A 21,032-nucleotide genomic window follows, 5' to 3' on the forward strand; every position below is an offset into this window, starting at 1 on the left:
AGCCCAGTCTAGCGGCGGCTCCTGCCTCGCGGATGCGCGAGAATGGACCGATGACGGATGCGGCGATCGAGCGCGAGACGCTCACCTGGGACGGCTTCGGCGCGGCGACGCGCGACCTGGCGCGGAGCATCCTCGCCAGCGGCTTCGAGCCGGAGGTGGTCGTCGCGATCGCCCGCGGGGGACTTCTCCCCGCCGGTGCCATCGCCTACGGCCTCGGCGCGAAGAACTGCGGCGCGATCAACGTCGAGTTCTACACCGGCATCGGCACGGTGCTCGACGCCCCCGAGGTGCTGCCGCCCGAGCTCGACATGGCGTACCTCGACGGTCGCCGCGTGCTGCTCGTGGACGATGTGGCCGACTCCGGCCGCACCCTCGCCCTCGCGGTGCAGCTGCTGAAGGACAAGGGCGCCGACGTGCGGTCGGTGACGATCTACACCAAGCCCTCCACGATTATCCAGCCCGACTACGCCTGGAAGGACACCGATCTGTGGATCAACTTCCCGTGGTCGTTCCAGGGCACCGTGCGCGAGGAGGACGAGGGCCTCGCGCCCTCCGCCTGACTCAGCCGCGCAGCAGCGCCCGCAGCGTCTGGATCGTGTCGGCCTCGGCCGGGGTCTTGTCGTCGCGGTAGCGCTTGACCCTGGCGAACCGCAGCGCCAGTCCCCCCGGGTAGCGCGGCGACCGTTGCACGCCGTCGATAGCGATCTCCACCACCAGCTCCGGTAGCAGGAACACGGTCGAGGCGGTGCGATGCGACTCGTGCGCCGGGAACTCCTCGGTCTGCCACTCCAGCAGCGCGTCGGTCAGGCCCTTGAACGTCTTGCCCACCATCACGAACGAGCCGGGGTCGCCGAACTCGCCCTCCGGATCGCGGGCGCCGAGGTGCAGGTTCGACAGCCACCCGCGCCGTCGGCCGGAGCCCCATTCGGCCCCGAGCACGACCAGGTCGTACGTGAGGACGGGCTTCACCTTGACCCAGGACTTGCCGCGGCGGCCGGCGGCGTAGGGGGCGTCGACGGCCTTGACCACCACGCCCTCGTGTCCGGCCGCGAGGGCCTCGCGCGACAGCTGCTCGGCGGCCTCGGGGTCGTCCGTCACGATGCCCGGCATGCGCCAGCCGCCCGCGACGACCGCGAGCACCTCCTGGCGCACGGACAGCGGCTCGTCGAGCAGGTCGCGGCCGTCGAGGTGCAGCACGTCGAAGAACCACGGTCGCAGGGCGAGTTCGCGCGCGGCGTCGGCCCCGAACCGCGACATGGTCTCCTGGAACGGTCGCGGCCCGCCGTCTTCGTCGAGCGCCAGCGTCTCGCCGTCGAGGATCACGTCCTGTGCGGGAAGCGCCCGCACGATCTCGACGATCTCCGGCAGGCGGTGCGTGACATCGGCGAGGCTGCGGGTGTAGATGCCCACGTCGTCGCCGTGCCGGTGCACCTGGATGCGGGCGCCGTCGAGCTTGTACTCCACGGAGGCGCGGCCCGTGATCTCGAGCGCGGCGGTGGGCGTGGCCGCGGTCGCCGCCAGCATGGGCAGCACCGGGCGGCCCACCCGCAGCCCGACCTCCTCCAGCGCGCCCTCGTCTCCGGTCAGCGCCAGACGGGCGGTCTCCCCGAGGTCGCCCGAGAGCATCGCCGCGCGTCGCACGAGCGCGATGGGCTGATCGGACGCCCGGGCGATCGCGTCGAGCAGCACGCCGCCGAGCGCCCCCGTGCGCAGCTCGCCCAGCATGGCCCTGGCGAGGAAGTCCCACTCCGCGGCGGTGGACCGCGTGGCCAGGGCGCGCAGGAGGTCGCTGCGGACCCCGGCGGATCCGGCACCCGACGCCGTGGACAGCTCCTCGAACGCGTGGTCGACCTCGGCGATCGTGAGACTCGACTCCGCGGCATGGGCGATGTCGAGCGACGACAGCCCGCGCCAGCCCACCCCCAGTCGCCCCTGCCGCGGGGAGGCGAGCAGGAGACCCACGAGCGCGGGCACGACGGCCTCGTCCGCACCGCGCAGCAGCTCGGCGATCGCGTCGATCTTGGCGAGGCGCGACGAGGTGGACGCGACCTTCTCGGTCGTGGTGACGAGCTCGGAGAGCAGCATCCCCGCATCATGCCACCGGCCGCGGACACCGCGGAAGGAGCTTGACACCGCCCGCCCTGGGGCGGGGTCGCTCGTTCAGCGCCCGCGGAACTTCGGCCTGCGCTTCTCCTGGAACGCGGCGAAACCCTCGCGGTAGTCGTCGGTGTCGCACAGGGCGGCCTGCGCCGCGTTCTCGATGCCGACCGCGTCCCACAGCGTCAGCCTCTCGTCGCGGATCCGCGCCACGAGCTCCTTGCTCGCCAGGAACGCTGCCGTCGCGCCCCGGGCGGCAGCGGCGGCGGCCTCCGCGGTCGCCGACACCACCTCGTCGTCGGGGAACACGCGGGAGAACAGGCCCGACTGCACGGCCTCGGTTCCGCTCATCAGGCGCCCGGTATAGATGAGGTCGAGCGTCTTGTGCGCGCCGAGCCGGTCGAGGAACAGCGCGTGACCACCGGAGTCGAGCGTGGCCCCCAGGGCCGCGAACGGGGAGCCGATCTTCGCGGACTCGGCCACGTACACCACGTCGGTCGCGATCAGCAGTCCGAGTCCGACGCCCAGACAGGCCCCGTGCGCGACCGCGAACGTCGGTGCGGGGAACCGCGCCATGCGCTGCAGCAGCGGGGTCACCGCGCCGCCGAGGTAGCCGAGCACGTCGTCGTCGCGCGGGTCGACCGCCGAGATGTCGCGACCGGCGCAGAACGCCCTGCCCTCGCCGCGCAGGACGAGCGCCCGTACCCCGGCGTCCTCCGCCGCGTCGTAGGCGGCGTCGAGCTCGTCGAGCGCGGTCTCGTCGAGGGCGTTGAGCTTCGCGGGCGCGTTCAGGACGACCGTGGCGACGTCGTCGGCGATGGTGAGGTCGATCATGGGGCCCTCCGGATCAGACGTCGTAGTCGACGACCAGGCGGTCGCTCGTGGGGTGGGACTGGCACGTCAGCACGTAGCCGCGCTCGAGCTCGTCGGGTTCCAGCGCGTAGTTCTCCGTCATGGTGACGCTGCCCTCGATCACCCGCGCGCGACACGTGCCGCACACGCCGCCCGCACACGCGAACGGGGCGTCGGGGCGCACCCGCAGGGCCGCGTTGAGCACCGACTCGCGTGCCGCCACGGGGCTCTCCACCGTCGAGGAGACGCCGTCGAGGTTCACCTCGATGCGCACCGTCTTCTCCCCGGCGCTCACCGTCACGGGGCGCGCGGCCCGCACCGGCTCGTCACCCGTGGTGAACAGCTCGAACCGGATGTGCTCACGCGGCACGCCCACGTCGGCGAGCACCGCGCGGCACAGGTCGACGAGCGCGAGCGGCCCGCACAGGAACCACTCGTCCACATCGGAGGGGTCGATCAGCGATCCGAGGATCGTGCGCAGCTTGGGCTCGTCGAGGCGGCCGGACAGCACGGGGGCCGTGCGCTGCTCGCGCGACAGCACGTGATGCAGCGTGAGCCGGGTGGGGTAGCGGTCCTTCAGGTCGGCGAGGTCCTCCAGGAACATCACGTCGAGGGTCGAGCGGTTCGTGAACAGCAGCGTGAACCGCGAGGTCCGCGACCGCGTCAGCACGGTGTGCGCGAGAGCCATCAGCGGAGTGATGCCCGATCCGGCCGCGATGCCCACCACGTGCTTCTGGTCGAGGTCGTCGAGCCCCGAGGTGAAGGTGCCCTGCGGGCTCATCACGTCGATGCGGAAGCCGCGGTGCAGACCCGTCTGCGCCCACGTGGAGAAGAGCCCGCCCTCGTCGCGCTTGACCGCCACGCTCAGGCGCGTCGGCCGTCCGTCGGTGCGGTGCTCGGGAGCGCGGCACAGCGAGTACGAACGCCGCACCTCCTCGCCGTCGAGGGTCGTGCGCAGCGCCACGTACTGGCCCGGCAGATGGTCGTAGTCGTCGGCGAGCTCGGGCGGCACCGTGAAGGTGACCTCGACGGAATCCTCGGTCAGCGGACGCACGTCCTCGACCTCGAGCGTGTGGAACCGCGCGCGCGTGCGCTCGCGGGAGGCGGGTGCGGCGGCCGCGGGCGGCGTCGCCCGCGCGGGGGAGAACAGCGACATCAGTGCACCTTGAAGTGGTCGAAGGGTTCCAGGCACGCGCGGCACTCGTACAGCGCCTTGCACGAGGTCGAGCCGAAGCGCGACACCTCACGGGTGTCGAGCGAGCCGCAGCGCGGGCACCGCACGCTCAGCGCGAGCCGGATCGGCCCCGACGACACCGCGGCGCGGCCGCTGGGCGGGGCGATGCCGTACTCCCGGAGCTTCTGCGCGCCGGCGTCGCTCATCCAGTCGGTGGTCCACGCGGGGGACAGCACGAGCCGCACCTCGACCTGCGCCCAGCCCGCCGCGGTGAGCGCCAGCACGACGTCGTCGCGGATGGTGTCCATCGCCGGGCAGCCGCTGTACGTCGGGGTGATGTCGACCCGCACCGTGTCGCCGTGCACCTCGATCGCGCGCAGCACGCCGAGGTCCTCGATCGTGAGCACGGGCACCTCGGGATCGGGCACGGCCGCGGCGATCCGCCACGCCTCGGCCCGCGACCCGGCCGCTGTGCCGGTCACCACGACGCCCCCGGGTGCCGTCGCGCCAGCACCTGCATCTCGGCGAGGAGGTGGCCCAGCGGGGTCGCATGAGCGCCGCGGCGGCCGCCCGCCGACGACGCCGACACCGCGGGGACGTCGAGGTCGGCCTCGGCGAACACGGTGTCCACGACCGCGTCGAACCCCGGGCGCAGCGCGGAGGGGCGCACGGCCGCGTCGCCGAGTCGATCGATGAGCGGCTCGTCGCGGAACAGCTCGTCGACATACGGCCACACGTCGGTCAGGGCCCGGATCATCCGCGCGCGAGACTCGTCCGTGCCGCCCGCGAGCCGCAGCACCCACTGCACGGCGTGGTCGCGGTGGTAGTCGACCTCCTTGAGGGCCTTTTCCGCGATCGCCGCCAACGTGGGCTCCGAGCTCGCGCGCAGGGCGGCGTACAGCTCCACGAGGTACGCCGACACGACGAACTGCCGCGCGATGGTCTGGGCGAAGTCGCCGTTGGGCTGCTCCACGATCCAGGCGCTGCGGAACTCGGGCTCGTCGCGGAAGTAGGCCAGGTCGTCCTCGGAGCGGCCGTCCCAGGATCCGGCGAAGTGCAGGAACGAGCGGGCGTGCCCGAGCAGGTCGAGGGCGATGTTGCCGAGCGCCACGTCCTCCTCCAGCTCCGGCGCGCGGGAGATCCACGCGCCGAGCTGCTGCGACAGGATCAGGGCGTCGTCGCCCAGCCAGAGCGCGTACTCGGCGAGGTCGGCGCTGGTCGCGGTGGTGCCGGCGCCCGCCAGCTCCTCGCTCAGCCGCAGTTCGTCGACCGAGACGTCTCCGTGCACGTCGGTTCCGTGCACGTCGGTTCCGTGCACGTCGGTGTGCCCGTGCTGCTGCGCGCTCACAGGTGCGGCACCCCCTCGGAGGCGGTGTAGTACACCGCGTGCCGGTAGTTCTTGCCGGCCGGGCTCTCGAAGTAGGCGCCCTTGGCGTCGGGGTCGCTGGTGGTGATGGCGTCGGCCGGCACGGCCCAGATCGACACGCCCTCGCCGCGCCGGGTGTAGAGGTCGCGGGCGTTGCGGATCGCCATGTCGGCGTCTGGCGCGTGCAGCGAGCCGACGTGCACGTGGCTCAGGCCGCGGTTCGCGCGCACGAAGATCTCCCACAGGGGCCAGGGCTCGCGCTCGTCGGCGCCGGGGGTGGCCATCACGCGACCGCCTTCGTCTTGAGGGCCTGCTTACGGGCGTACTCGGCGGCGGCCTCGCGCACCCAGGCGCCCTCCTCGTGGGCGGTGCGGCGGCGCTCCAGCCGTTCCGCGTTGCACGGTCCGTTGCCGCGCAGCACCTGGAAGAACTCGTCCCAGTCGATCTCGCCCATCTCGTAGCGGCCGGTCTCCTCGTCGAAGCGCAGGTCGGGGTCGGGCAGGGTGACGCCGAGGATCTCGGCCTGGGGCACGAGCATGCTCACGAAGCGCTGGCGCAGCTCGTCGTTGGAGAAGCGCTTGATCTTCCAGGCCATCGACTGTGCGGAGTTGGGGGACTGGTCGTCGGGCGGGCCGAACATCGCCAGGCTCGGCCAGTACCAGCGGTCCACGGCGTCCTGCGCCATCTGCCGCTGCTCCTCCGTGCCGCGCATGAGGGTGAGGAGGATCTCGAAGCCCTGCCGCTGGTGGAACGACTCCTCCTTGCAGATTCGCACCATCGCCCGGCCGTAGGGGCCGTAGGAGGCGCGGCACAGCGGCACCTGGTTGCAGATGGCGGCGCCGTCGACGAGCCAGCCGATCGCCCCCATGTCGGCCCAGGTGGGGGTGGGGTAGTTGAAGATCGACGAGTACTTGGCCTTGCCGGAGATGAGCTGGTCCATCATCTCGTCGCGCGTGATGCCGAGGGTCTGCGCGGCGGAGTAGAGGTAGAGCCCGTGTCCGGCCTCGTCCTGCACCTTCGCCATCAGGATGGCCTTGCGCTTGAGGCTGGGCGCGCGCGTGATCCAGTTGCCCTCCGGCTGCATGCCGATGATCTCGGAGTGCGCGTGCTGGGAGATCTGCCGGATGAGCGTCTTGCGGTACGCCTCCGGCATCCAGTCGCGCGGCTCGATGCGCTGCTCGTTCGCGATGAGCTCCTCGAACAGGCGCTCCTCCGCGGAGGCCTCGTCCGTCACGAGGGACAGGTCTGCAGGACTGGTCATCGTCGACTCCTCGCCATCCGGCCTTCTTTACTGACCGATCGTTAGGTAATTCTGACACAGCGATCGTCGGTATTCAACCGGTGCCGGATCAGAGCGAGCGCGACACGAGCGCGAGCAGGGCCCGGCCGTAGGCCTCCGCGGGGTCGGGGTGCTCGAACGTCAGCGGCTCCCCGGCGATCTCGATCTCCACGCGGAACGTGTCTGGCAGCCGGACGAGGGCGCGGAACGTACCGCGGAGAAGTTCGCGCAGCTGATCCTCGCGGGGCAACCACACCGCATCAGCTAGGGTCACCGCATCGAGCGCCCACTCGGTCGTGCCGTTGAACGCCAGGTCGGTGCCGCTGGGGGTCTGCCGCGCCTCGATCGTCATCCCGCTCACGGTGAACACGTCGGCCTCGGCCTCAAGCTCCACCTCGTCGGGGAGGTCCAGCTGGAAACGGTCGCCCTCCGCGGGGTGCCAGGTGAGTCCCGCATCGCGCAGGGCGACGGCGAGTTCGCGCGTGATCATCCCTCCACGCTAGACGCCATGCGGCAGCCGTCCCCCGATCGCGGGCCGCGACGACCGGGCTGTCGGCGGTGTGCGGCAGAGTGGAGGACATGACCTCCGCACCCGCCGACACCGCCCGCGACACCGCCCGCGACACCGCCCGCGCCGCTCTCGCCGAGCTGGTCGGGCGCGCCGACGTCGACTTCCACGACGGGCAGTACGAGGCGATCGAGGCCCTGGTAGAGGGGCGCCGCCGCGCGCTCGTGGTGCAGCGCACCGGCTGGGGCAAGTCCGCGGTGTACTTCGTCGCGACGCTGCTGCGCCGACGGCAGGGCGGGGGCCCCACGGTGCTCGTGTCGCCGCTGCTCGCCCTCATGCGCGACCAGATCGCGGCCGCCGAGCGCGCGGGCGTGCGGGCCGTGGCGATCAACTCCACGAACGCACACGAGTGGGCGGAGGTGGAGGGGCGGCTCGCGCGCGACGAGGTCGACGTGCTGCTGGTGTCGCCCGAGCGGCTCAACAACCCGGCTTTCCGCGAGCAGCAGCTGCCCGCGCTCGTGGCCCGCCTCGGCATGCTCGTCGTCGACGAGGCGCACTGCATCAGCGACTGGGGGCACGACTTCCGGCCCGACTATCGCCGTCTGCGCGACCTGATCGGCCAGCTCCCGACCGACGTGCCGGTCCTGGCCACGACCGCGACCGCCAACAGCCGCGTGGTGGCCGACGTCGCCGAGCAGCTCGGAGCGCTGCCGACCGGGGAGGCCGGTGGGGCTGTGGCGTCCGCTGCACCGAGTGCGGGTGCGGGTGCGGGTGCGGAAGCGGAAGCGGATGCCGGTGCGGGAGCCGTGCCGGTGCTGACGATCCGCGGACCCCTGGCCCGCACGTCGCTGCGGCTCGGCGTGCTGCGCCTGCGCGACTCGGCCAGCCGCCTGGCCTGGCTGCTGAGCCACCTCGACGACCTTCCGGGCTCCGGCATCATCTACACGCTCACGGTCGCCGCGGCCGTCGACACCGCGCGACTGCTGCGTGAGCACGGGCATGAGGTGCGCGCCTATACCGGGCAGACCGATGCCGAGGAGCGCGCCGAGTCGGAGGGCATGCTCAAGCGCAACGAGGTCAAGGCGCTCGTGGCCACCAGCGCCCTGGGCATGGGCTTCGACAAGCCCGACCTCGGCTTCGTCGTGCACCTCGGCGCGCCGTCGTCGCCCGTCGCGTACTACCAGCAGGTGGGCCGTGCGGGCCGGGCGAGCGACAACGCCGACGTGCTGCTGCTGCCCGGAGTCGAGGACCGCGACATCTGGCACTACTTCGCGACCGCGTCGATGCCCGACCGTGAGCGCGCCGAACGGGTGATCGCCGCGCTCGGCGACGCTCCGATCTCGACCCCGGCGCTGGAGGCCCTGGTCGACATCCGCCGCACGCCGCTGGAGTTGCTGCTCAAGGTGCTCGACGTCGACGGAGCCGTGCGGCGCGTGCAGGGCGGCTGGATCGCGACGGGAGCGCCGTGGACCTACGACGCCGAGCGCTACGAGCGCATCGCCGCCGAGCGGGTCGCCGAGCAGCAGCACATGCTCGACTACGAGCGGACCGACGGCTGCCGCATGGAGTTCCTGCAGCGGGCGCTCGACGACGAGACCGCCGCGCCGTGCGGTCGCTGCGACACCTGCGCGGGCGTCTGGTTCCCGACCGAGGTGGCGTCGACGGCCAGCGCGCAGGCGGCAGAGTCGCTCGACCGCGTGGGCGTGCCGATCGAGCCGCGGCGCGCCTGGCCGACCGGCGCCGACCGCCTCGACGTGCCCGTCAAGGGCCGCATCCCCGCGGGCGAGCAGGCCGAGGAGGGGCGTGCGCTGGCGCGGCTCACCGATCTGGGCTGGGGCGGCGCGCTGCGCGACACCTTCGCCGCGGGCGCCCCCGATGCCGCGGTGACCCCGCAGCTGGTGCAGGCGTGCGTGCGCGTGCTCGCCGGGTGGGGGTGGGCGGAGCGGCCCGTCGCCGTGGTAGCCCTGCCCTCGCGGTCGCGGCCGCTGCTGGTGGACTCGCTGGCGCGAGGACTGGCCGACATCGGGCGACTGCCGTACCTGGGCGCTCTGGAGCTGCGCGGCGGGGGACCGTCCGGCCAGTCGGGAGGGAACAGCGTGTTCCGGCTCGCGGGCGTGTGGGACCGCTTCGACGCGTCGCACCTCGAGGTGCCAGCGGGCCCCGTGCTGCTGGTCGACGACCTCGTCGACAGTCGCTGGACCATGACGGTCGCCGCGCGCACCCTCCGTCGTGCCGGGGCCACCGCGGTGCTCCCGTTCGCGCTCGCCCTCCGCGGCTGACGCCGGGGCCCCGGGCTCAGTCGTCGGCGGGGGAGATGCGCGGGGGCCAGGAGGTCGCGCCGAGCTCGCGGGAGATGTTCCTCGCGGTCTCGCGCAGAGCGTTCACGACGGCGTCCGAGGCGGGGGTCTGCGAGGTCGGCAGGACCACGGCGACCGCGGCGACGATCGCGTCGGAGGCATCGGCGACGGGCGCCGCGAGCGACGACTCACCGAGCACGGCCTCGTCGAACTCGCCCGCCATGCCCCGCTCGGCGATCGCGGGCAGCTCCAGCGTCAACCGCGCGACGTCGGTGACCGTGTCGCCGGTGAGGCTGCGCAGCGGTGCGTCGAACACCGTCCGCTGGAACCCCTGGTCGTACGCGAGCAGCACCTTGCCCATCGCGGAGGCGTGCGCGGGGATCGCCATACCGGTCTCGAGCATCTGCTGGCTGTCGTCGGGGCGCAGGTTGTGATGGATCACCAGCACGTCGGTGAAGTGCGGCGCTCCCAGGCGCACGGAGAGGTGCGTGCGGCGGGCGAGCTCCTGGGTCCAGCGCATGGACCGCGCCCGCACGTCGAGGCTGTCGAGGTACACGTTGCTGAGGCGCAGCAGGGTGGGGCCGAGCATGTAGCGCTGCCCTCCGCGCTCCTTGGCGACCAGGCCGTGCGCGCGCAGCGACTTCACGATGCCGTGCACGGTCGACGGCGGCAGGCCGAGCGCGCTCGACAGGTCGGTGATGCCGAGGTGGCGCGCCCCCTGCAGCAGGTCGAGGATCTTCGCCGCACGGTCGATCGCCTGGATCATCCGCGTCTCCTTCCGGTCGTCGTCGACCCGGTCGCGCCGGTCGCCTGAACGATCTTGACAAGCCGGCAGGCTCCGAGCATATTCGACATTAACGAATTCCTTTCGGATTTTCGGGACAGCGCACGATGCATCAAAGGAGATCGCACGATGAAGAAGCTCATCAACGCCCCGGAAGACGTCCTCGTCGAATCCCTGCGGGGCGTCGCCGCCGCTCATCCGGAGCTGTCGGTGGATCTGGAGAACCACGTCATCACGCGGGCCACGCCCAAGGCGCAGGGCAAGGTCGCCGTCGTGTCCGGTGGCGGGTCGGGACACGAGCCCCTGCACGGCGGCTACGTGGGCACGGGCATGCTCGATGCGGCCGTCGCCGGGGAGGTCTTCACCTCACCCACCCCCGACCGCGTGCAGGTGGCGACCCAGGCCGTCGACCGTGGCGCCGGCGTGCTGCACATCGTGAAGAACTACACCGGCGACGTGCTCAACTTCGAGATGGCGGCCGAGCTCGCGTCGATGGAGGGCATCGAGGTGGGCACGGTCGTGGTCGACGACGACGTCGCGGTGCAGGACTCGCTGTACACGGCGGGACGCCGCGGGGTCGGGCTCACGGTGCTGCTGGAGAAGCTCGTGGGCGCCGCCGCCGAGGAGGGGCGCGACCTCGCGTCCGTCGTCGAGCTGGCGAAGCGCATCAACGGACAGGGGCGCTCGATGGGCATGGCGCTCACGAGCTGCACCGTGCCCGCCGCGGGCAAGCCCACGTTCGACCTCCCGGACGACCAGATGGAGATCGGCATCGGCATCCACGGCGAGCCGGGCCGGCACCGCGAGCCGCTCGCGCCCGCGTCCGACATCGCCCGCCAGCTCGTCGAACCCATCCTGGGCGACATCGACGCGGCCGGTCCCGCGATCGTGATGCTCAACGGCATGGGCGCGACCCCGCTCATCGAGCTCTACCTCATGTACGGCGAGGTCGCCGCGATCCTGGAGAAGTCGGGAGTGCAGATCGCCCGCAACCTCGTCGGCAACTACATCACCTCGCTCGACATGGCCGGCTGCTCGGTCACGGTGCTGAAAGCCGACGACGAGCTGCTGCGGCTGTGGGACGCACCCGTGGTCACCCCCGGCCTGCGGTGGGGCGCCTGATGGCGGCCGTCGGCACCGCGCAGCTCGCGGACTGGATCACCCGCTACCGCGACGCGGTCACCGCACAGCGCGACTGGCTCACCGAGCTGGACTCCGCGATCGGCGACGCCGACCACGGCGCCAACATGGCCCGCGGCTTCGCCGCCGTGGGAGACAAGCTCGCCGCGGGGACCCCGGCCACGGCCGACGAGCTGCTGAAGACGGTCGGCATGACGCTCGTGAGCTCGGTGGGCGGAGCGAGCGGCCCGCTGTACGGCACCTTCTTCCTGCGCATGGGCATGTCCGCCGGAGCGGTCTCGGAGCTGGACGGCCCCGCGCTCGCCGCGGCCCTGCGTGCCGGACTCGAGGGCATCGTCGCCCGCGGCAAACCCGAGGCGGGGGACAAGACCATGTACGACGCGATGGCGCCGGCGGTCGATGCGTTCGACGCGGCGCTCGCCGACGGGTCCTCGGTGGGCGACGCCGCCCGGGCGGCGGCCGACGCGGCGGCCGCGGGGCGCGACGCCACCCTCGACCTGGTGGCGCGCAAGGGGCGCGCCAGCTACCTGGGCGAACGCAGCGCGGGGCACCTCGACCCGGGCGCGGCCTCCACCGCGATCCTGTTCGACACGCTCGCCGCCGCGATCGCGGACAGCGCCTGATGATCGGCATCGTCGCCGTCTCCCACAGCGCCCGGCTCGGGGAGGCGGCGCTCGAGCTCGCCCTCCAGATGGTGCCGGGGGGAGGCGTGCGCGTCGAGGTGGCGGCGGGTGCGGGGGTCGACGCCGACGGTGCCCCGGTACTCGGGACCGACGCCGTGGCCGTCGCGACCGCGATCGATGCCCTCGCCGCGGACTGCGACGGGGTGCTGGTGCTGATGGACCTCGGGTCCGCGGTGCTGAGCGCCGAGCTCGCGCTGGAGCTGCGGGCGAGCGACGTGCCGGTGCGACTGGCGCCCGCGCCGTTCGTGGAGGGGCTGCTCGCCGCGGTGGTCGCCGCCGCGGCCGGGGCCGACCTCGACGCCGTGGCCGCGGAGGCGACCGGAGCGCTGGTGGCGAAGAGCGGACAGCTCGGGGAGCCCGAGGCGGAGGCGGGCGCCGCCGGGAGCACGGGGGTGGGAGCGGGTACGACGACCGGGTCCGCGACCGTGCCGGAGTCGGAGCCAGGGACGCGGGGGGACTCGCCGAGCGGGTCAGGATCCGCGGCCACGGGCGGGACTCCGGCGGACCCGTCGGAGTCGGGCGCGCATGAGGAGGGCGCGAGTGTGCGTCGCGTGCGGGTGCGCAACCCGCTGGGCATCCACGCGCGCCCGGCCGCCCTGATCGCGGAGGCCGCCGGTGGCGCGGACGTGCGCCTGCGACGGCTGCCCGACGGGATCGAGGCGGCGGCGCGCAGCCTCACGCGCCTGCTCGCACTCGGAGCGCGGCAGGGCACGGAGTTCGAGCTGATCGGCCGCGGTCCCGATGCCGGGGCCGCCCTCGACCGGCTGGTCGCCCTGTTCGACGACGGCTTCGGCGAGGGCACGGAGGACGCACAGCGCGACACCCGAGCCGCGGACGGTGCCGGCGGAGAGGGCGCTCGCGCCACCGTCGGGGGTCCGGATGCGTCCGTCGCGGCGGACGGCCCGGGTGCTGCCGCCGCCGCGGAGACCGGGAGCCGTGGCGCCGGCGCGGAGACGAACGACGCCCACGGGGAGAGAGCGGGTTCGGCTGCGGACGCAGCGGGTGTGGACGGCGATGCGGACGGACCGGTGCCGATCGAGCCCGGGGCCGTGCTGCGGGGGCGCGGTGTGAGCCCGGGGAGGGTCGCGGCGCCGGTGGTGCACGTGGCGCCGCCGCTGCCGGAGCCCGACGCCGAGACGGTGGTCGCGCCGGACGAGCGCGAGGCCGAGGTGTCGGCGATCGAGTGGGCCGCGGTGGCCGTGGCCGACCAGCTGCGCTCGCGCACGGCTCAGGCGACCGGCGAGGCCCGCGCGATCCTCGATGCGTCCCGGCTCCTCGCGTCCGACCCGGAGCTGGTGTCGGAGGCGACGGAGCTCGTGCGCGCGCAGGGACGCACGGCCGCGCGCGCCGTCTGGGAGACGTCCGCGACGCACGAGAAGGCCCTCCTCGCGCTCGGCGGCCGGATGGCCGAGCGCGCCGCCGACATCCGCGACGTGCGCGATCGCATCATCGCGGAGATCCTGCGGGTCGACCTGCCGGGTGTGCCGGAGCGCGACGAGCCGTTCGTGCTGGTGGCGACCGACCTGTCGCCGGCCGACACCGCCACCCTGGACGGGGGGCGGTGCGTGGCGCTGGTGACGGAGCAGGGCGGCCCGACCTCGCACACCGCGATCATCGCGCGGTCGCTCGGGCTCCCCGCGGTGGTGGGGCTCGCCGGCGCCCTCGCGATCTCCGAGGGCACCACCGTGCTGGTGGATGGAGAACGCGGCACCGTCACGGTCGATCCGGATGAGGTCGACGTGGCGTCCGCGCGCGCAGCGTCCACCGTCGTGACCTTCGACGGTCGCGGGCGCCTGGCGGACGGGACGCGCCTCCCGCTGCTCGCCAACGTCGGCGGTGCGAGCGATGCCGCGTCGGCGGCGGCCGCGCAGGCGGAGGGCGTCGGCCTGTTCCGCACCGAGTTCTGCTTCCTCGGCCGTGTCGATGCGCCGACGATCGACGAGCAGGTCGAGGCGTATCGCGGAGTGCTCGCCGCGTTCCCCGGCCGCAAGGTGGTGGTGCGCACGCTCGATGCGGGCAGCGACAAGCCGCTGCCCTTCGCGAACGCCGATCACGAGGACAACCCGGCCCTCGGTGTGCGCGGACTGCGCATCGCCCGGCGGAACCCCGCCCTGCTCGACGATCAGCTGCGGGCCCTCGCGCGCGCGGCGGATGCGGAGTCGGCCGAGGTCGAGGTGATGGCGCCGATGGTCGCGACTGTCGAGGAGGCGCGGGAGTTCGCGGAGCGGTGTCACGCCGCCGGGCTGGACCGCGTCGGGATCATGATCGAGACGCCCGCTGCCGCCCTGCTGGCGGCCGAGCTGTTCGAGGTCGTGGACTTCGTGAGCCTCGGGACGAACGACCTCGCCCAGTACACGCTGGCGGCCGACCGCCTGCTGAGCGACCTCGGCGAGCTGAACGACCCGTGGCAGCCCGCAGTCCTGCGCCTGATCGGCATGGTGGGTGCGGCGGGCCGCGCGGCGGGGAAGCCGGTCGGGGTGTGCGGTGAGGCCGGGGGCGATCCGGCCCTCGCTCCCGTGCTGGTCGGGCTCGGCGTGACCTCCCTGTCGATGACCCCGCGTGCGCTCGGACGGGTGGCCGCGGCGCTGGACGCGGTGACCGTCGAGGACTGCCGTCGGATGGCCGAGGCCGCGGCCGGCGCCCCCACGGCGGCCGAGGCGCGGGCGGCCGTGACGCGCGCCGGGTGACGGCGCCCGACGCGGGCTTCTGCGGTCGGGGCGCGGTGTATGCCGATGCGGGCATGCGATCCGTATCGTTCTCGTCACGGTGGTCGGCTGGCCAGTATTTTGGTGGGCCGGACCACTACGCTCGCGGCAGGGGACGCGCCGTCGGCGCGTGAGAGACCACCGGAGGGTCGAATGTCCAGCATGTCGTTCGTGAAGAGATCGATCGCGCGAGGCGGCCTCGCGGCCGTCCTCGTGGGGGCGCTCGCGGGGGTGTCCGCGTGCGCACCGACTCCCGAGCCCGCGTCGAGTCCTTCGGCCGCGCCGTCGACCTCGGCGCCGGAGCCGTACGATGGGCCGCTGCTCTTCGTCGGCGACGAGCTGGAGTCGTTCGCACTGACTCCGCAGGAGGTCGCCGGCCTCTTCCCGGGGGCACCGCCCGCGACCGCGATCACGGACACGCTCGTGCAGTACGCCGACGGCGGCGGTCCCGACTTCGCTCCGGCCGTCTGCAGGCTCCTGATCAGCGAGACGTCGATGCGCAGCGTCGGCGCGCGCACGGTGCCGTGGGTCGATGGCGCAGACGCCGGGAACAGCGGAAGGCAGGAGATCCTGCAGTTCGCCTCGGAGGAGAACGCGTCCGCTCGGATGGACGACCTCGTGTCGACGGTCGAGAGCTGCGCGCAGTTCGACGCCCAGGGGCCGGGGTCCTTCACGGCCTCCGTGGCTCCCGACGGCGATGGTGTCCGCGCCTTCGCCGGGACGCTGGAACTCGACTCCTCGGGGAGCCCGTGGCGTGCACACCACGCGTTCGCCGCGGTCGGCAACGTGATCGTGCACGCGTGGCAGCCGGCGCAGGACGGTTCCGCGTTCGACGCGGAGGCCGCTGCGCTCCTGCTGCGCGACCGTGCGGTGGAGGCGAAGACCGCGCTCGTGGACGAGCTCACCGCGCAGCCGCCCGTCACGCCGACGCCGTCCGCGCAGGATCCCTCCGCCGACTGGAGCACGTGGGAGCTGACGCCGACGGGCGTCGGTCCTCTGATCTTCGGTGCCGACCGCGCCGCCGCGCTCGCCGCGGTCCCCGGGGCGACGGCCGAGGAGTTCACCTGGACGGACACGGCCGCGCGCCTGGTGAGTCCGGACGGACAGTCCTCGCTCATCCTGCACTTCACCGAAGACGGGGCGCGGCTCAGCGGCGTGACCGCCGGCATCGCGAACCTGGACGGTGACGTCGAGCCGAACGGCGACCTGCTCCCGGCGGCCCAGGGCGTGCGCATCGGGGCGCCGCTCGCTGACGCCGTCGCCGCATTCCCCGATGGCACGTTCCTGCAGATCGTCTCGTCCGGCGAGGACTTCTATCAGTGGGCGACGAGGGAGGGCGGCGTGGTTCGCTTCCGCGCGGACCGCGACGCCGCGGATCCGGCGGCCGTCATCACCGGGATCACGGTGGAGGACGCGACGCTGACCCCGCCCCTCACCGTCGACTGACGCACGCTCTGCGTCGGGCTGCGGTCCCGCTCTGTCTTACTGACCGATCGTTCAGTTAGTATGGGCCGAGCGGGACCGCGGCGTCCCGTCCCCAGCGCGACGAGGAGGTCGGCGATGACGGATGTGACGACGGAGACGGCGGAGGCCGTGCAGCCCAATCGCGCCATGATGCAGCGCGACCGCGCGTCCGCGATGCTCGGGCTCACGGTCGAGCGCGACGACCCCGGTCATGCGGTCGTCTCGATGCGCGTGCGCGACGACATGACCAACGGCTTCCGCATCACCCACGGCGGGTTCGTGTTCGCGCTCGCCGACACGGCCTTCGCGATCGCCTGCAACGAGGACGACCGGGTCACGGTCGCGGCCGGAGCCGACATCGCCTTCCTCAAGCCGACCGTCGCCGGGCAGACCCTCACGGCCACGGCCGTGCGACGCACCCGCACCGGGCGCTCCGGCATCTACGACGTCACCGTGGTCGACGAGCAGGGCGACACCGTCGCCGAGTTCCGCGGCCGCTCCCGCACCACGCCCCAGACCCACTGACCCGCCGAAACCCGAGGAGCCCCCGTGTCGACGACGACCGCCCCCGCTTCCGCCCTCCGCCCGCCCGCCGCCGAGGAACTCGACCCCGAGGAGCGCCTGAGCCGTGCGGAGCTCGAGGCCCTTCAGCTGGAGCGGCTGCAACGGACCGTGCGCCACGCCTACGCGCACGTGCCGCTCTACACCCGCAAGTTCGACGAGGCGGGCGTGCACCCCGACGACATCCGGTCGCTCGACGACGTGCGCCGCCTGCCCTTCACGACGAAGGACGACCTGCGCGAGACCTACCCGTTCGGGATGTTCGCGGTGCCGATGGACGAGGTCGCCCGCATCCACGCCTCCAGTGGCACCACGGGCCGCCCGACCGTGGTCGGCTACACCCGGGGCGACCTCGACCGCTGGGGTTCGCTCGTGGCGCGGTCGCTGCGGGCCAGCGGCATCCGGCGGGGCATGAAGGTGCACAACGCCTACGGCTACGGCCTGTTCACGGGCGGCCTCGGAGCGCACGCGGGCATCGAGGCCCTGGGCGCGACGGTGATCCCGATGTCGGGCGGGCAGACGGCACGGCAGGTGCAGCTGATCCGCGACTTCGAGCCGGACGCCATCCTGTGCACGCCCAGCTACCTGCTCACGATCGCGGATGCGATGGCCGCGCAGGGCATCGACCCCCGGTCGACGTCGCTGAAGGTGGCGGTGCTCGGTGCCGAGCCGTGGACGAACGAGATGCGGCACGAGCTCGAGCAGCGCCTGGACCTCGACGCGCTCGACATCTTCGGGCTCAGCGAGGTGATGGGGCCCGGGGTCGGGAACGAGTGCCTGGAGACCAAGGACGGGCCGCACCTGTGGGAGGACCACTTCCTTCCCGAGGTGATCGACGGCGACACGCTCGAGGCGCTCCCCGACGGGGAACGCGGCGAGCTCGTGTTCACCTCGCTCACCAAGGAGGCGTTCCCGGTGATCCGCTACCGCACGCGTGACATCACGCGCCTGCTGCCGGGCACCGCGCGGCCGGGCATGCGGCGCATGGAGAAGGTGACCGGTCGCAACGACGACATGATCATCCTGCGCGGCGTGAACCTGTTCCCGACGCAGATCGAGGAGCTGGTGCTGGGCATCGAGCAGCTGACCCCGCACTTCATCCTGGAGCTGACGAAGGAGGGGCGGATGGACGCCCTGACCGTGCGCATCGAGCGTCACCCCGACCTCTCGGTGGACACGTGCGCGGCGGCGGCGAAGGTGCTGGCGCAGCGCATCAAGGTGTTCGTCGGGTCGACGGTCGCGGTGCGGCTGGAGGAGCCGGGTGCCCTGCCCCGCAGCGAGGGCAAGTACAAGCGCGTCTACGACCTGCGCTGACACGGCGTCGAGATCGCGCCGCCTGCACGGCGCGGGGGCGCCGCGATGGGAGACTGTGGGGGATGTCCGAGATGCAGACCACGCGGCGCGGCCGCCCCGGGTACGACCAGCAGGGGATCCTCGACGTCGCGGTCGCCGCGTTCAACGAGCACGGCTACGACGCGACCTCGATCGGCAAGCTGGCCGAGCGCCTTGGCCTGTCGAAGTCGGCGATCTACCACCACTTCGCCTCGAAGGACGACATCCTCGACCGGGCGCTCGACGCTGCCCTCAGCGGCCTGGAGGCCGTTGTCGACGATCCGCTGCCGCTCACGGACGGCGGCCGGGCGCCCGACGCCGTCGCGCGCCTGGAGCACGTGCTGCGCGGCGCCGTGCACGTGCTCGTGTCGCAGCTGCCCGCCGTGACCCTGCTGCTGCGGGTGCGCGGGAACACCGACGTGGAGCGGCGCGCGCTCACGCGCCGTCGCGCGTTCGACCGGCGCATCACCGCGCTCGTCGGAGAGGCGCAGGCGGAGGGGTCGCTGCGCTCCGACATCGACGCGGCCGTCGTGGCCCGCCTCACGTTCGGCATGATCAACTCGATCGTCGAGTGGTACCGCCCCGGAGGGCGTGAGGGCGCGGACCGGCTCGCCGACGACGTGGTCGCCATCGCCCTCGACGGCCTGCGCCGCCGCTGAGGCGCCGGACACCCCGCCCGCCCGGCGCCCCGGCGCTCACACGGCGGCGAGCTCCTTGGCGACGAGCGTGAGCACGTCGTAGGTCGCGACGATCTCGTCGTCCTGGTTCTTCAGCACCGCATCCCACCGCACCTCGCCGTACTCGTCGGTCTCGCGCGGGGTGATCTGCTTGGCGGTGAGCTCGACCCGGATCTCGTCGCCGGGTGACACGGGCGTCACGAAGCGCAGGTTCTCCAGGCCGGAGTTGGCCAGCACGGGTCCCGGCGCCGGGTCGACGAACAGCCCAGCGGCCCACGACACCAGCAGGTAGCCGTGCGCGACCCGTCCGGGGAAGAACGGGTTCGCGGCCGCGGAGGCCTCGTCCATGTGCGCGTAGAAGGTGTCGCCCGTGAACGCCGCGAACGTCTCGATGTCGTCGAGGGTCACGGTGCGCGAGGGGCTCGCGACCTGATCTCCGATCCGCAACTCGGACAGCGACTTGCGGAACGGATGCACGCCGTCGTTCGCCTCGAACGGGCGCGCCGTCGCGCCCTGATGCCACACGCCGGTGAGCGCGGTCATCATCTCGGGGGAGCCCTGCACGGCCGTCCGCTGCATGTGGTGCAGCACGGCGCGGATGCCGCCCAGCTCCTCGCCGCCGCCCGCCCTGCCCGGTCCGCCGTGCACGAGGTTGGGCAGGGGGGAGCCGTGACCGGTCGAGCTGCGCGCGTCGTCGCGGTCGAGGAACAGCACCCGGCCGTTGTAGGCGGCGATGCCGGCCGCCAGGGTCGTCGCGACCTCGGGGTCGTGGGTCGCGACACTGGTGACGAGGGAGCCGCCGCCGCGGGCCACGAGTTCCGACGCCTCGGCCAGCGACCGGTACCCGACGATGCTCGACACCGGGCCGAACGCCTCGATCTCGTTCACGGCGGGGCTGGTCGCGTCGGCGAAGCGCAGCAGCATCGGGGCGACGAAGGCGCCGTCGGGGGCGGTCGCCTCGCTGCCGTCGGCGTGACGCACGGCGGGGTCGTCGGTCGAGCCGATCACGAGCTCGCCGCCGCCCTCCTGCAGCCGTCGCACCTGGCGGCGCACCTCGTCGCGCTGTGCGAGGGAGGCGAGCGGGCCCATCGTGACGCCCTCGGCCCGCGGGTCGCCCACGACGATCCGCTGCTCCAGGCGCGCGCGCACGGCGGCGATCACGTCGTCAACCGCGTCCTCAGGCACGATGGCGCGGCGGATCGCGGTGCACTTCTGCCCGGCCTTCGAGGTCATCTCGGTCACGAGCTGCTTCACGTAGGCGTCGAACTCGGGGGTGCCGCTCACGGCGTCGGTGCCGAGGATCGACGCGTTGATCGAGTCGGTCTCGCTCGTGAAGCGCACACCGCCGGTCTGCACCGCGTCGTGCGCGCGCAGGCGCTCCGCGGTCGAGGCCGAGCCGGTGAACGCCACGAGGTCGCCCAGGCGCAGATGGTCGAACAGGTCAGGCACACTGCCCGACACCAGCTGCAGCGAGCCGTCGGGCAGCAGCCCGGACTCGACCATCACGCGCACCATCGCCTCGGTGAGGTAGCCGGTGGGGGTCGCGGGCTTCACGACCGTGGGCACACCGGCGAGGAAGGCGGGCGCGAACTTCTCCAGCGACCCCCACACCGGGAAGTTGAAGGCGTTGATCTGCACGGCCACCCCGGGCAGGCGCGTGTAGATGTGGCGGCCGAGGAACGAGCCGTCGCGCGAGAGGTTCTCGACGGCGCCGTCGACGTAGACCTTCGCGTTGGGCAGCTCACGGCGGCCCTTGCTGGAGTAGGCGAAGAGCACGCCGATGCCGCCGTCGATGTCGACCCAGGAGTCCTGCGCCGTGGCACCCGTGCGGCTCGACAGCGCGTACAGCTCCTCCTTGCGTGCGGTGAGGGCGAGCGCGAGCTTCTTCAGCAGCACGGCCCGCTGGTGGAAGGTGAGCGCGCCGAGAGACGCCTGCCCGACCGTGCGCGCGTGGTCCAGGGCGGCGCCCAGGTCGAGCCCGGTCGTGGAGACGCGCGTGACCACCTCGCCCGTGGAGGCGTCGCGCACCTCGGTGGCCTCGGTGTCGGCGGACGGGGTCCACCACGCACCCTGCACGTAGCTGGGGAGGATCTCGGTCATGGGGGTTCCCTTC

General features: G+C 73.0%; 19 protein-coding genes and 1 pseudogene. 10 read left to right on the forward strand and 10 right to left on the reverse strand.

Annotation, left to right across the window (positions count from 1 at the left end):
- Window positions 1-50: 50 nt before the first annotated feature.
- A complete protein-coding gene (locus tag ACWGQ1_RS12365; RefSeq protein WP_136035815.1) occupies window positions 51-560 on the forward strand; it encodes a phosphoribosyltransferase in 510 nt (169 codons plus the stop codon).
- A 1-nt stretch (window position 561) separates the two neighbouring features.
- Here ACWGQ1_RS12365 and ACWGQ1_RS12370 read toward each other — a convergent pair whose 3' ends face one another.
- The 8 genes from ACWGQ1_RS12370 to ACWGQ1_RS12405 all read right to left on the reverse strand — a co-directional run bounded on the left by ACWGQ1_RS12370 (window position 562) and on the right by ACWGQ1_RS12405 (window position 7,258).
- A complete protein-coding gene (locus ACWGQ1_RS12370; protein WP_452313053.1) occupies window positions 562-2,085 on the reverse strand; it encodes an ATP-dependent DNA ligase in 1,524 nt (507 codons plus the stop codon).
- A gap of 75 nt (window positions 2,086-2,160) precedes the next feature.
- The gene (locus ACWGQ1_RS12375; RefSeq protein ID WP_136030010.1) at window positions 2,161-2,931 is read right to left on the reverse strand and encodes an enoyl-CoA hydratase/isomerase family protein; all 771 of its coding nucleotides are present in this window, start codon (window positions 2,929-2,931) and stop codon (window positions 2,161-2,163) included.
- 13 nt (window positions 2,932-2,944) lie between these two features.
- Window positions 2,945-4,105: a 1,2-phenylacetyl-CoA epoxidase subunit PaaE gene (gene paaE, locus ACWGQ1_RS12380; RefSeq protein WP_452313054.1), complete on the reverse strand. Its 1,161-nt coding sequence runs from the start codon at window positions 4,103-4,105 to the stop codon at window positions 2,945-2,947.
- Complete coding sequence (paaD, locus tag ACWGQ1_RS12385) at window positions 4,105-4,605, reverse strand: 1,2-phenylacetyl-CoA epoxidase subunit PaaD (RefSeq protein ID WP_452313055.1); 501 nt, start codon at window positions 4,603-4,605, stop codon at window positions 4,105-4,107. Before paaD ends, paaE begins: the two co-directional genes overlap by 1 nt.
- Complete coding sequence (gene paaC / locus ACWGQ1_RS12390; RefSeq protein ID WP_452313056.1) at window positions 4,602-5,471, reverse strand: 1,2-phenylacetyl-CoA epoxidase subunit PaaC; 870 nt, start codon at window positions 5,469-5,471, stop codon at window positions 4,602-4,604. The genes paaD and paaC overlap by 4 nt, the downstream gene beginning before the upstream one ends.
- Entirely contained in the window at window positions 5,468-5,773 is a 306-nt protein-coding gene (paaB, locus tag ACWGQ1_RS12395; protein ID WP_042539384.1) for a 1,2-phenylacetyl-CoA epoxidase subunit PaaB, read from the reverse strand. The genes paaC and paaB overlap by 4 nt, the downstream gene beginning before the upstream one ends.
- Window positions 5,773-6,750, reverse strand: a complete 978-nt coding sequence (gene paaA / locus ACWGQ1_RS12400) for a 1,2-phenylacetyl-CoA epoxidase subunit PaaA (RefSeq protein WP_136030268.1) — start codon at window positions 6,748-6,750, stop codon at window positions 5,773-5,775. The genes paaB and paaA overlap by 1 nt, the downstream gene beginning before the upstream one ends.
- A gap of 88 nt (window positions 6,751-6,838) precedes the next feature.
- Entirely contained in the window at window positions 6,839-7,258 is a 420-nt protein-coding gene (locus ACWGQ1_RS12405) for a pilus assembly protein CpaE (RefSeq protein WP_136030270.1), read from the reverse strand.
- A gap of 89 nt (window positions 7,259-7,347) precedes the next feature.
- On the opposite strand from ACWGQ1_RS12405, the gene ACWGQ1_RS12410 reads away from it, so the two are divergent.
- Window positions 7,348-9,555 (forward strand): DEAD/DEAH box helicase, encoded by a 2,208-nt coding sequence (locus ACWGQ1_RS12410; protein WP_452313057.1) that lies wholly within the window; start codon window positions 7,348-7,350, stop codon window positions 9,553-9,555.
- 16 nt (window positions 9,556-9,571) lie between these two features.
- Here ACWGQ1_RS12410 and ACWGQ1_RS12415 read toward each other — a convergent pair whose 3' ends face one another.
- Window positions 9,572-10,339, reverse strand: a complete 768-nt coding sequence (locus tag ACWGQ1_RS12415; RefSeq protein WP_136030274.1) for an IclR family transcriptional regulator — start codon at window positions 10,337-10,339, stop codon at window positions 9,572-9,574.
- 147 nt (window positions 10,340-10,486) lie between these two features.
- Here ACWGQ1_RS12415 and dhaK point away from each other — a divergent pair, with 147 nt between their 5' ends.
- The 8 genes and pseudogenes from dhaK to ACWGQ1_RS12455 all read left to right on the forward strand — a co-directional run bounded on the left by dhaK (window position 10,487) and on the right by ACWGQ1_RS12455 (window position 18,901).
- A complete protein-coding gene (gene dhaK, locus ACWGQ1_RS12420; protein WP_136030276.1) occupies window positions 10,487-11,479 on the forward strand; it encodes a dihydroxyacetone kinase subunit DhaK in 993 nt (330 codons plus the stop codon).
- Complete coding sequence (gene dhaL, locus ACWGQ1_RS12425; protein WP_206251602.1) at window positions 11,479-12,120, forward strand: dihydroxyacetone kinase subunit DhaL; 642 nt, start codon at window positions 11,479-11,481, stop codon at window positions 12,118-12,120. The genes dhaK and dhaL overlap by 1 nt, the downstream gene beginning before the upstream one ends.
- Window positions 12,120-12,950 (forward strand): annotated as a pseudogene (locus ACWGQ1_RS12430) (HPr family phosphocarrier protein); the annotation flags it as partial. The gene dhaL and the pseudogene ACWGQ1_RS12430, both read left to right, overlap by 1 nt.
- A gap of 264 nt (window positions 12,951-13,214) precedes the next feature.
- Entirely contained in the window at window positions 13,215-14,867 is a 1,653-nt protein-coding gene (gene ptsP / locus ACWGQ1_RS12435; protein ID WP_452313067.1) for a phosphoenolpyruvate--protein phosphotransferase, read from the forward strand.
- 189 nt (window positions 14,868-15,056) lie between these two features.
- Window positions 15,057-16,331, forward strand: a complete 1,275-nt coding sequence (locus ACWGQ1_RS12440) for a sensor domain-containing protein (RefSeq protein ID WP_366627200.1) — start codon at window positions 15,057-15,059, stop codon at window positions 16,329-16,331.
- Window positions 16,332-16,445: 114 nt separating this feature from the next.
- The gene (gene paaI / locus ACWGQ1_RS12445; RefSeq protein WP_136035418.1) at window positions 16,446-16,874 is read left to right on the forward strand and encodes a hydroxyphenylacetyl-CoA thioesterase PaaI; all 429 of its coding nucleotides are present in this window, start codon (window positions 16,446-16,448) and stop codon (window positions 16,872-16,874) included.
- Window positions 16,875-16,898: 24 nt separating this feature from the next.
- On the forward strand, window positions 16,899-18,224 hold the full coding sequence (paaK, locus tag ACWGQ1_RS12450) for a phenylacetate--CoA ligase PaaK (RefSeq protein ID WP_247638495.1): 1,326 nt from the start codon (window positions 16,899-16,901) through the stop codon (window positions 18,222-18,224).
- A 62-nt stretch (window positions 18,225-18,286) separates the two neighbouring features.
- Complete coding sequence (locus tag ACWGQ1_RS12455) at window positions 18,287-18,901, forward strand: TetR/AcrR family transcriptional regulator (RefSeq protein ID WP_136035420.1); 615 nt, start codon at window positions 18,287-18,289, stop codon at window positions 18,899-18,901.
- Window positions 18,902-18,937: 36 nt separating this feature from the next.
- Here ACWGQ1_RS12455 and paaZ read toward each other — a convergent pair whose 3' ends face one another.
- On the reverse strand, window positions 18,938-21,019 hold the full coding sequence (gene paaZ / locus ACWGQ1_RS12460) for a phenylacetic acid degradation bifunctional protein PaaZ (RefSeq protein WP_136032117.1): 2,082 nt from the start codon (window positions 21,017-21,019) through the stop codon (window positions 18,938-18,940).
- Window positions 21,020-21,032 lie beyond the last annotated feature (13 nt).

This window comes from Microbacterium sp. NPDC055599, assembly GCF_053618975.1.

Coding starts and splice junctions, on each gene's coding strand:
- paaZ (WP_136032117.1), bottom strand. CDS start 21,019: ATGACCGAGATCCTCCCCAGCTACGTGCAGGGTGCGTGGTGGACCCCG.
- paaI (WP_136035418.1), top strand. CDS start 16,446: ATGACGGATGTGACGACGGAGACGGCGGAGGCCGTGCAGCCCAATCGC.
- ACWGQ1_RS12455 (WP_136035420.1), top strand. CDS start 18,287: ATGTCCGAGATGCAGACCACGCGGCGCGGCCGCCCCGGGTACGACCAG.
- paaE (WP_452313054.1), bottom strand. CDS start 4,105: ATGTCGCTGTTCTCCCCCGCGCGGGCGACGCCGCCCGCGGCCGCCGCA.
- ACWGQ1_RS12410 (WP_452313057.1), top strand. CDS start 7,348: ATGACCTCCGCACCCGCCGACACCGCCCGCGACACCGCCCGCGACACC.
- ACWGQ1_RS12415 (WP_136030274.1), bottom strand. CDS start 10,339: ATGATCCAGGCGATCGACCGTGCGGCGAAGATCCTCGACCTGCTGCAG.
- dhaK (WP_136030276.1), top strand. CDS start 10,487: ATGAAGAAGCTCATCAACGCCCCGGAAGACGTCCTCGTCGAATCCCTG.
- dhaL (WP_206251602.1), top strand. CDS start 11,479: ATGGCGGCCGTCGGCACCGCGCAGCTCGCGGACTGGATCACCCGCTAC.
- paaA (WP_136030268.1), bottom strand. CDS start 6,750: ATGACCAGTCCTGCAGACCTGTCCCTCGTGACGGACGAGGCCTCCGCG.
- ACWGQ1_RS12365 (WP_136035815.1), top strand. CDS start 51: ATGACGGATGCGGCGATCGAGCGCGAGACGCTCACCTGGGACGGCTTC.
- ACWGQ1_RS12405 (WP_136030270.1), bottom strand. CDS start 7,258: ATGATCACGCGCGAACTCGCCGTCGCCCTGCGCGATGCGGGACTCACC.
- ACWGQ1_RS12375 (WP_136030010.1), bottom strand. CDS start 2,931: ATGATCGACCTCACCATCGCCGACGACGTCGCCACGGTCGTCCTGAAC.
- ACWGQ1_RS12370 (WP_452313053.1), bottom strand. CDS start 2,085: ATGCTGCTCTCCGAGCTCGTCACCACGACCGAGAAGGTCGCGTCCACC.
- paaB (WP_042539384.1), bottom strand. CDS start 5,773: ATGGCCACCCCCGGCGCCGACGAGCGCGAGCCCTGGCCCCTGTGGGAG.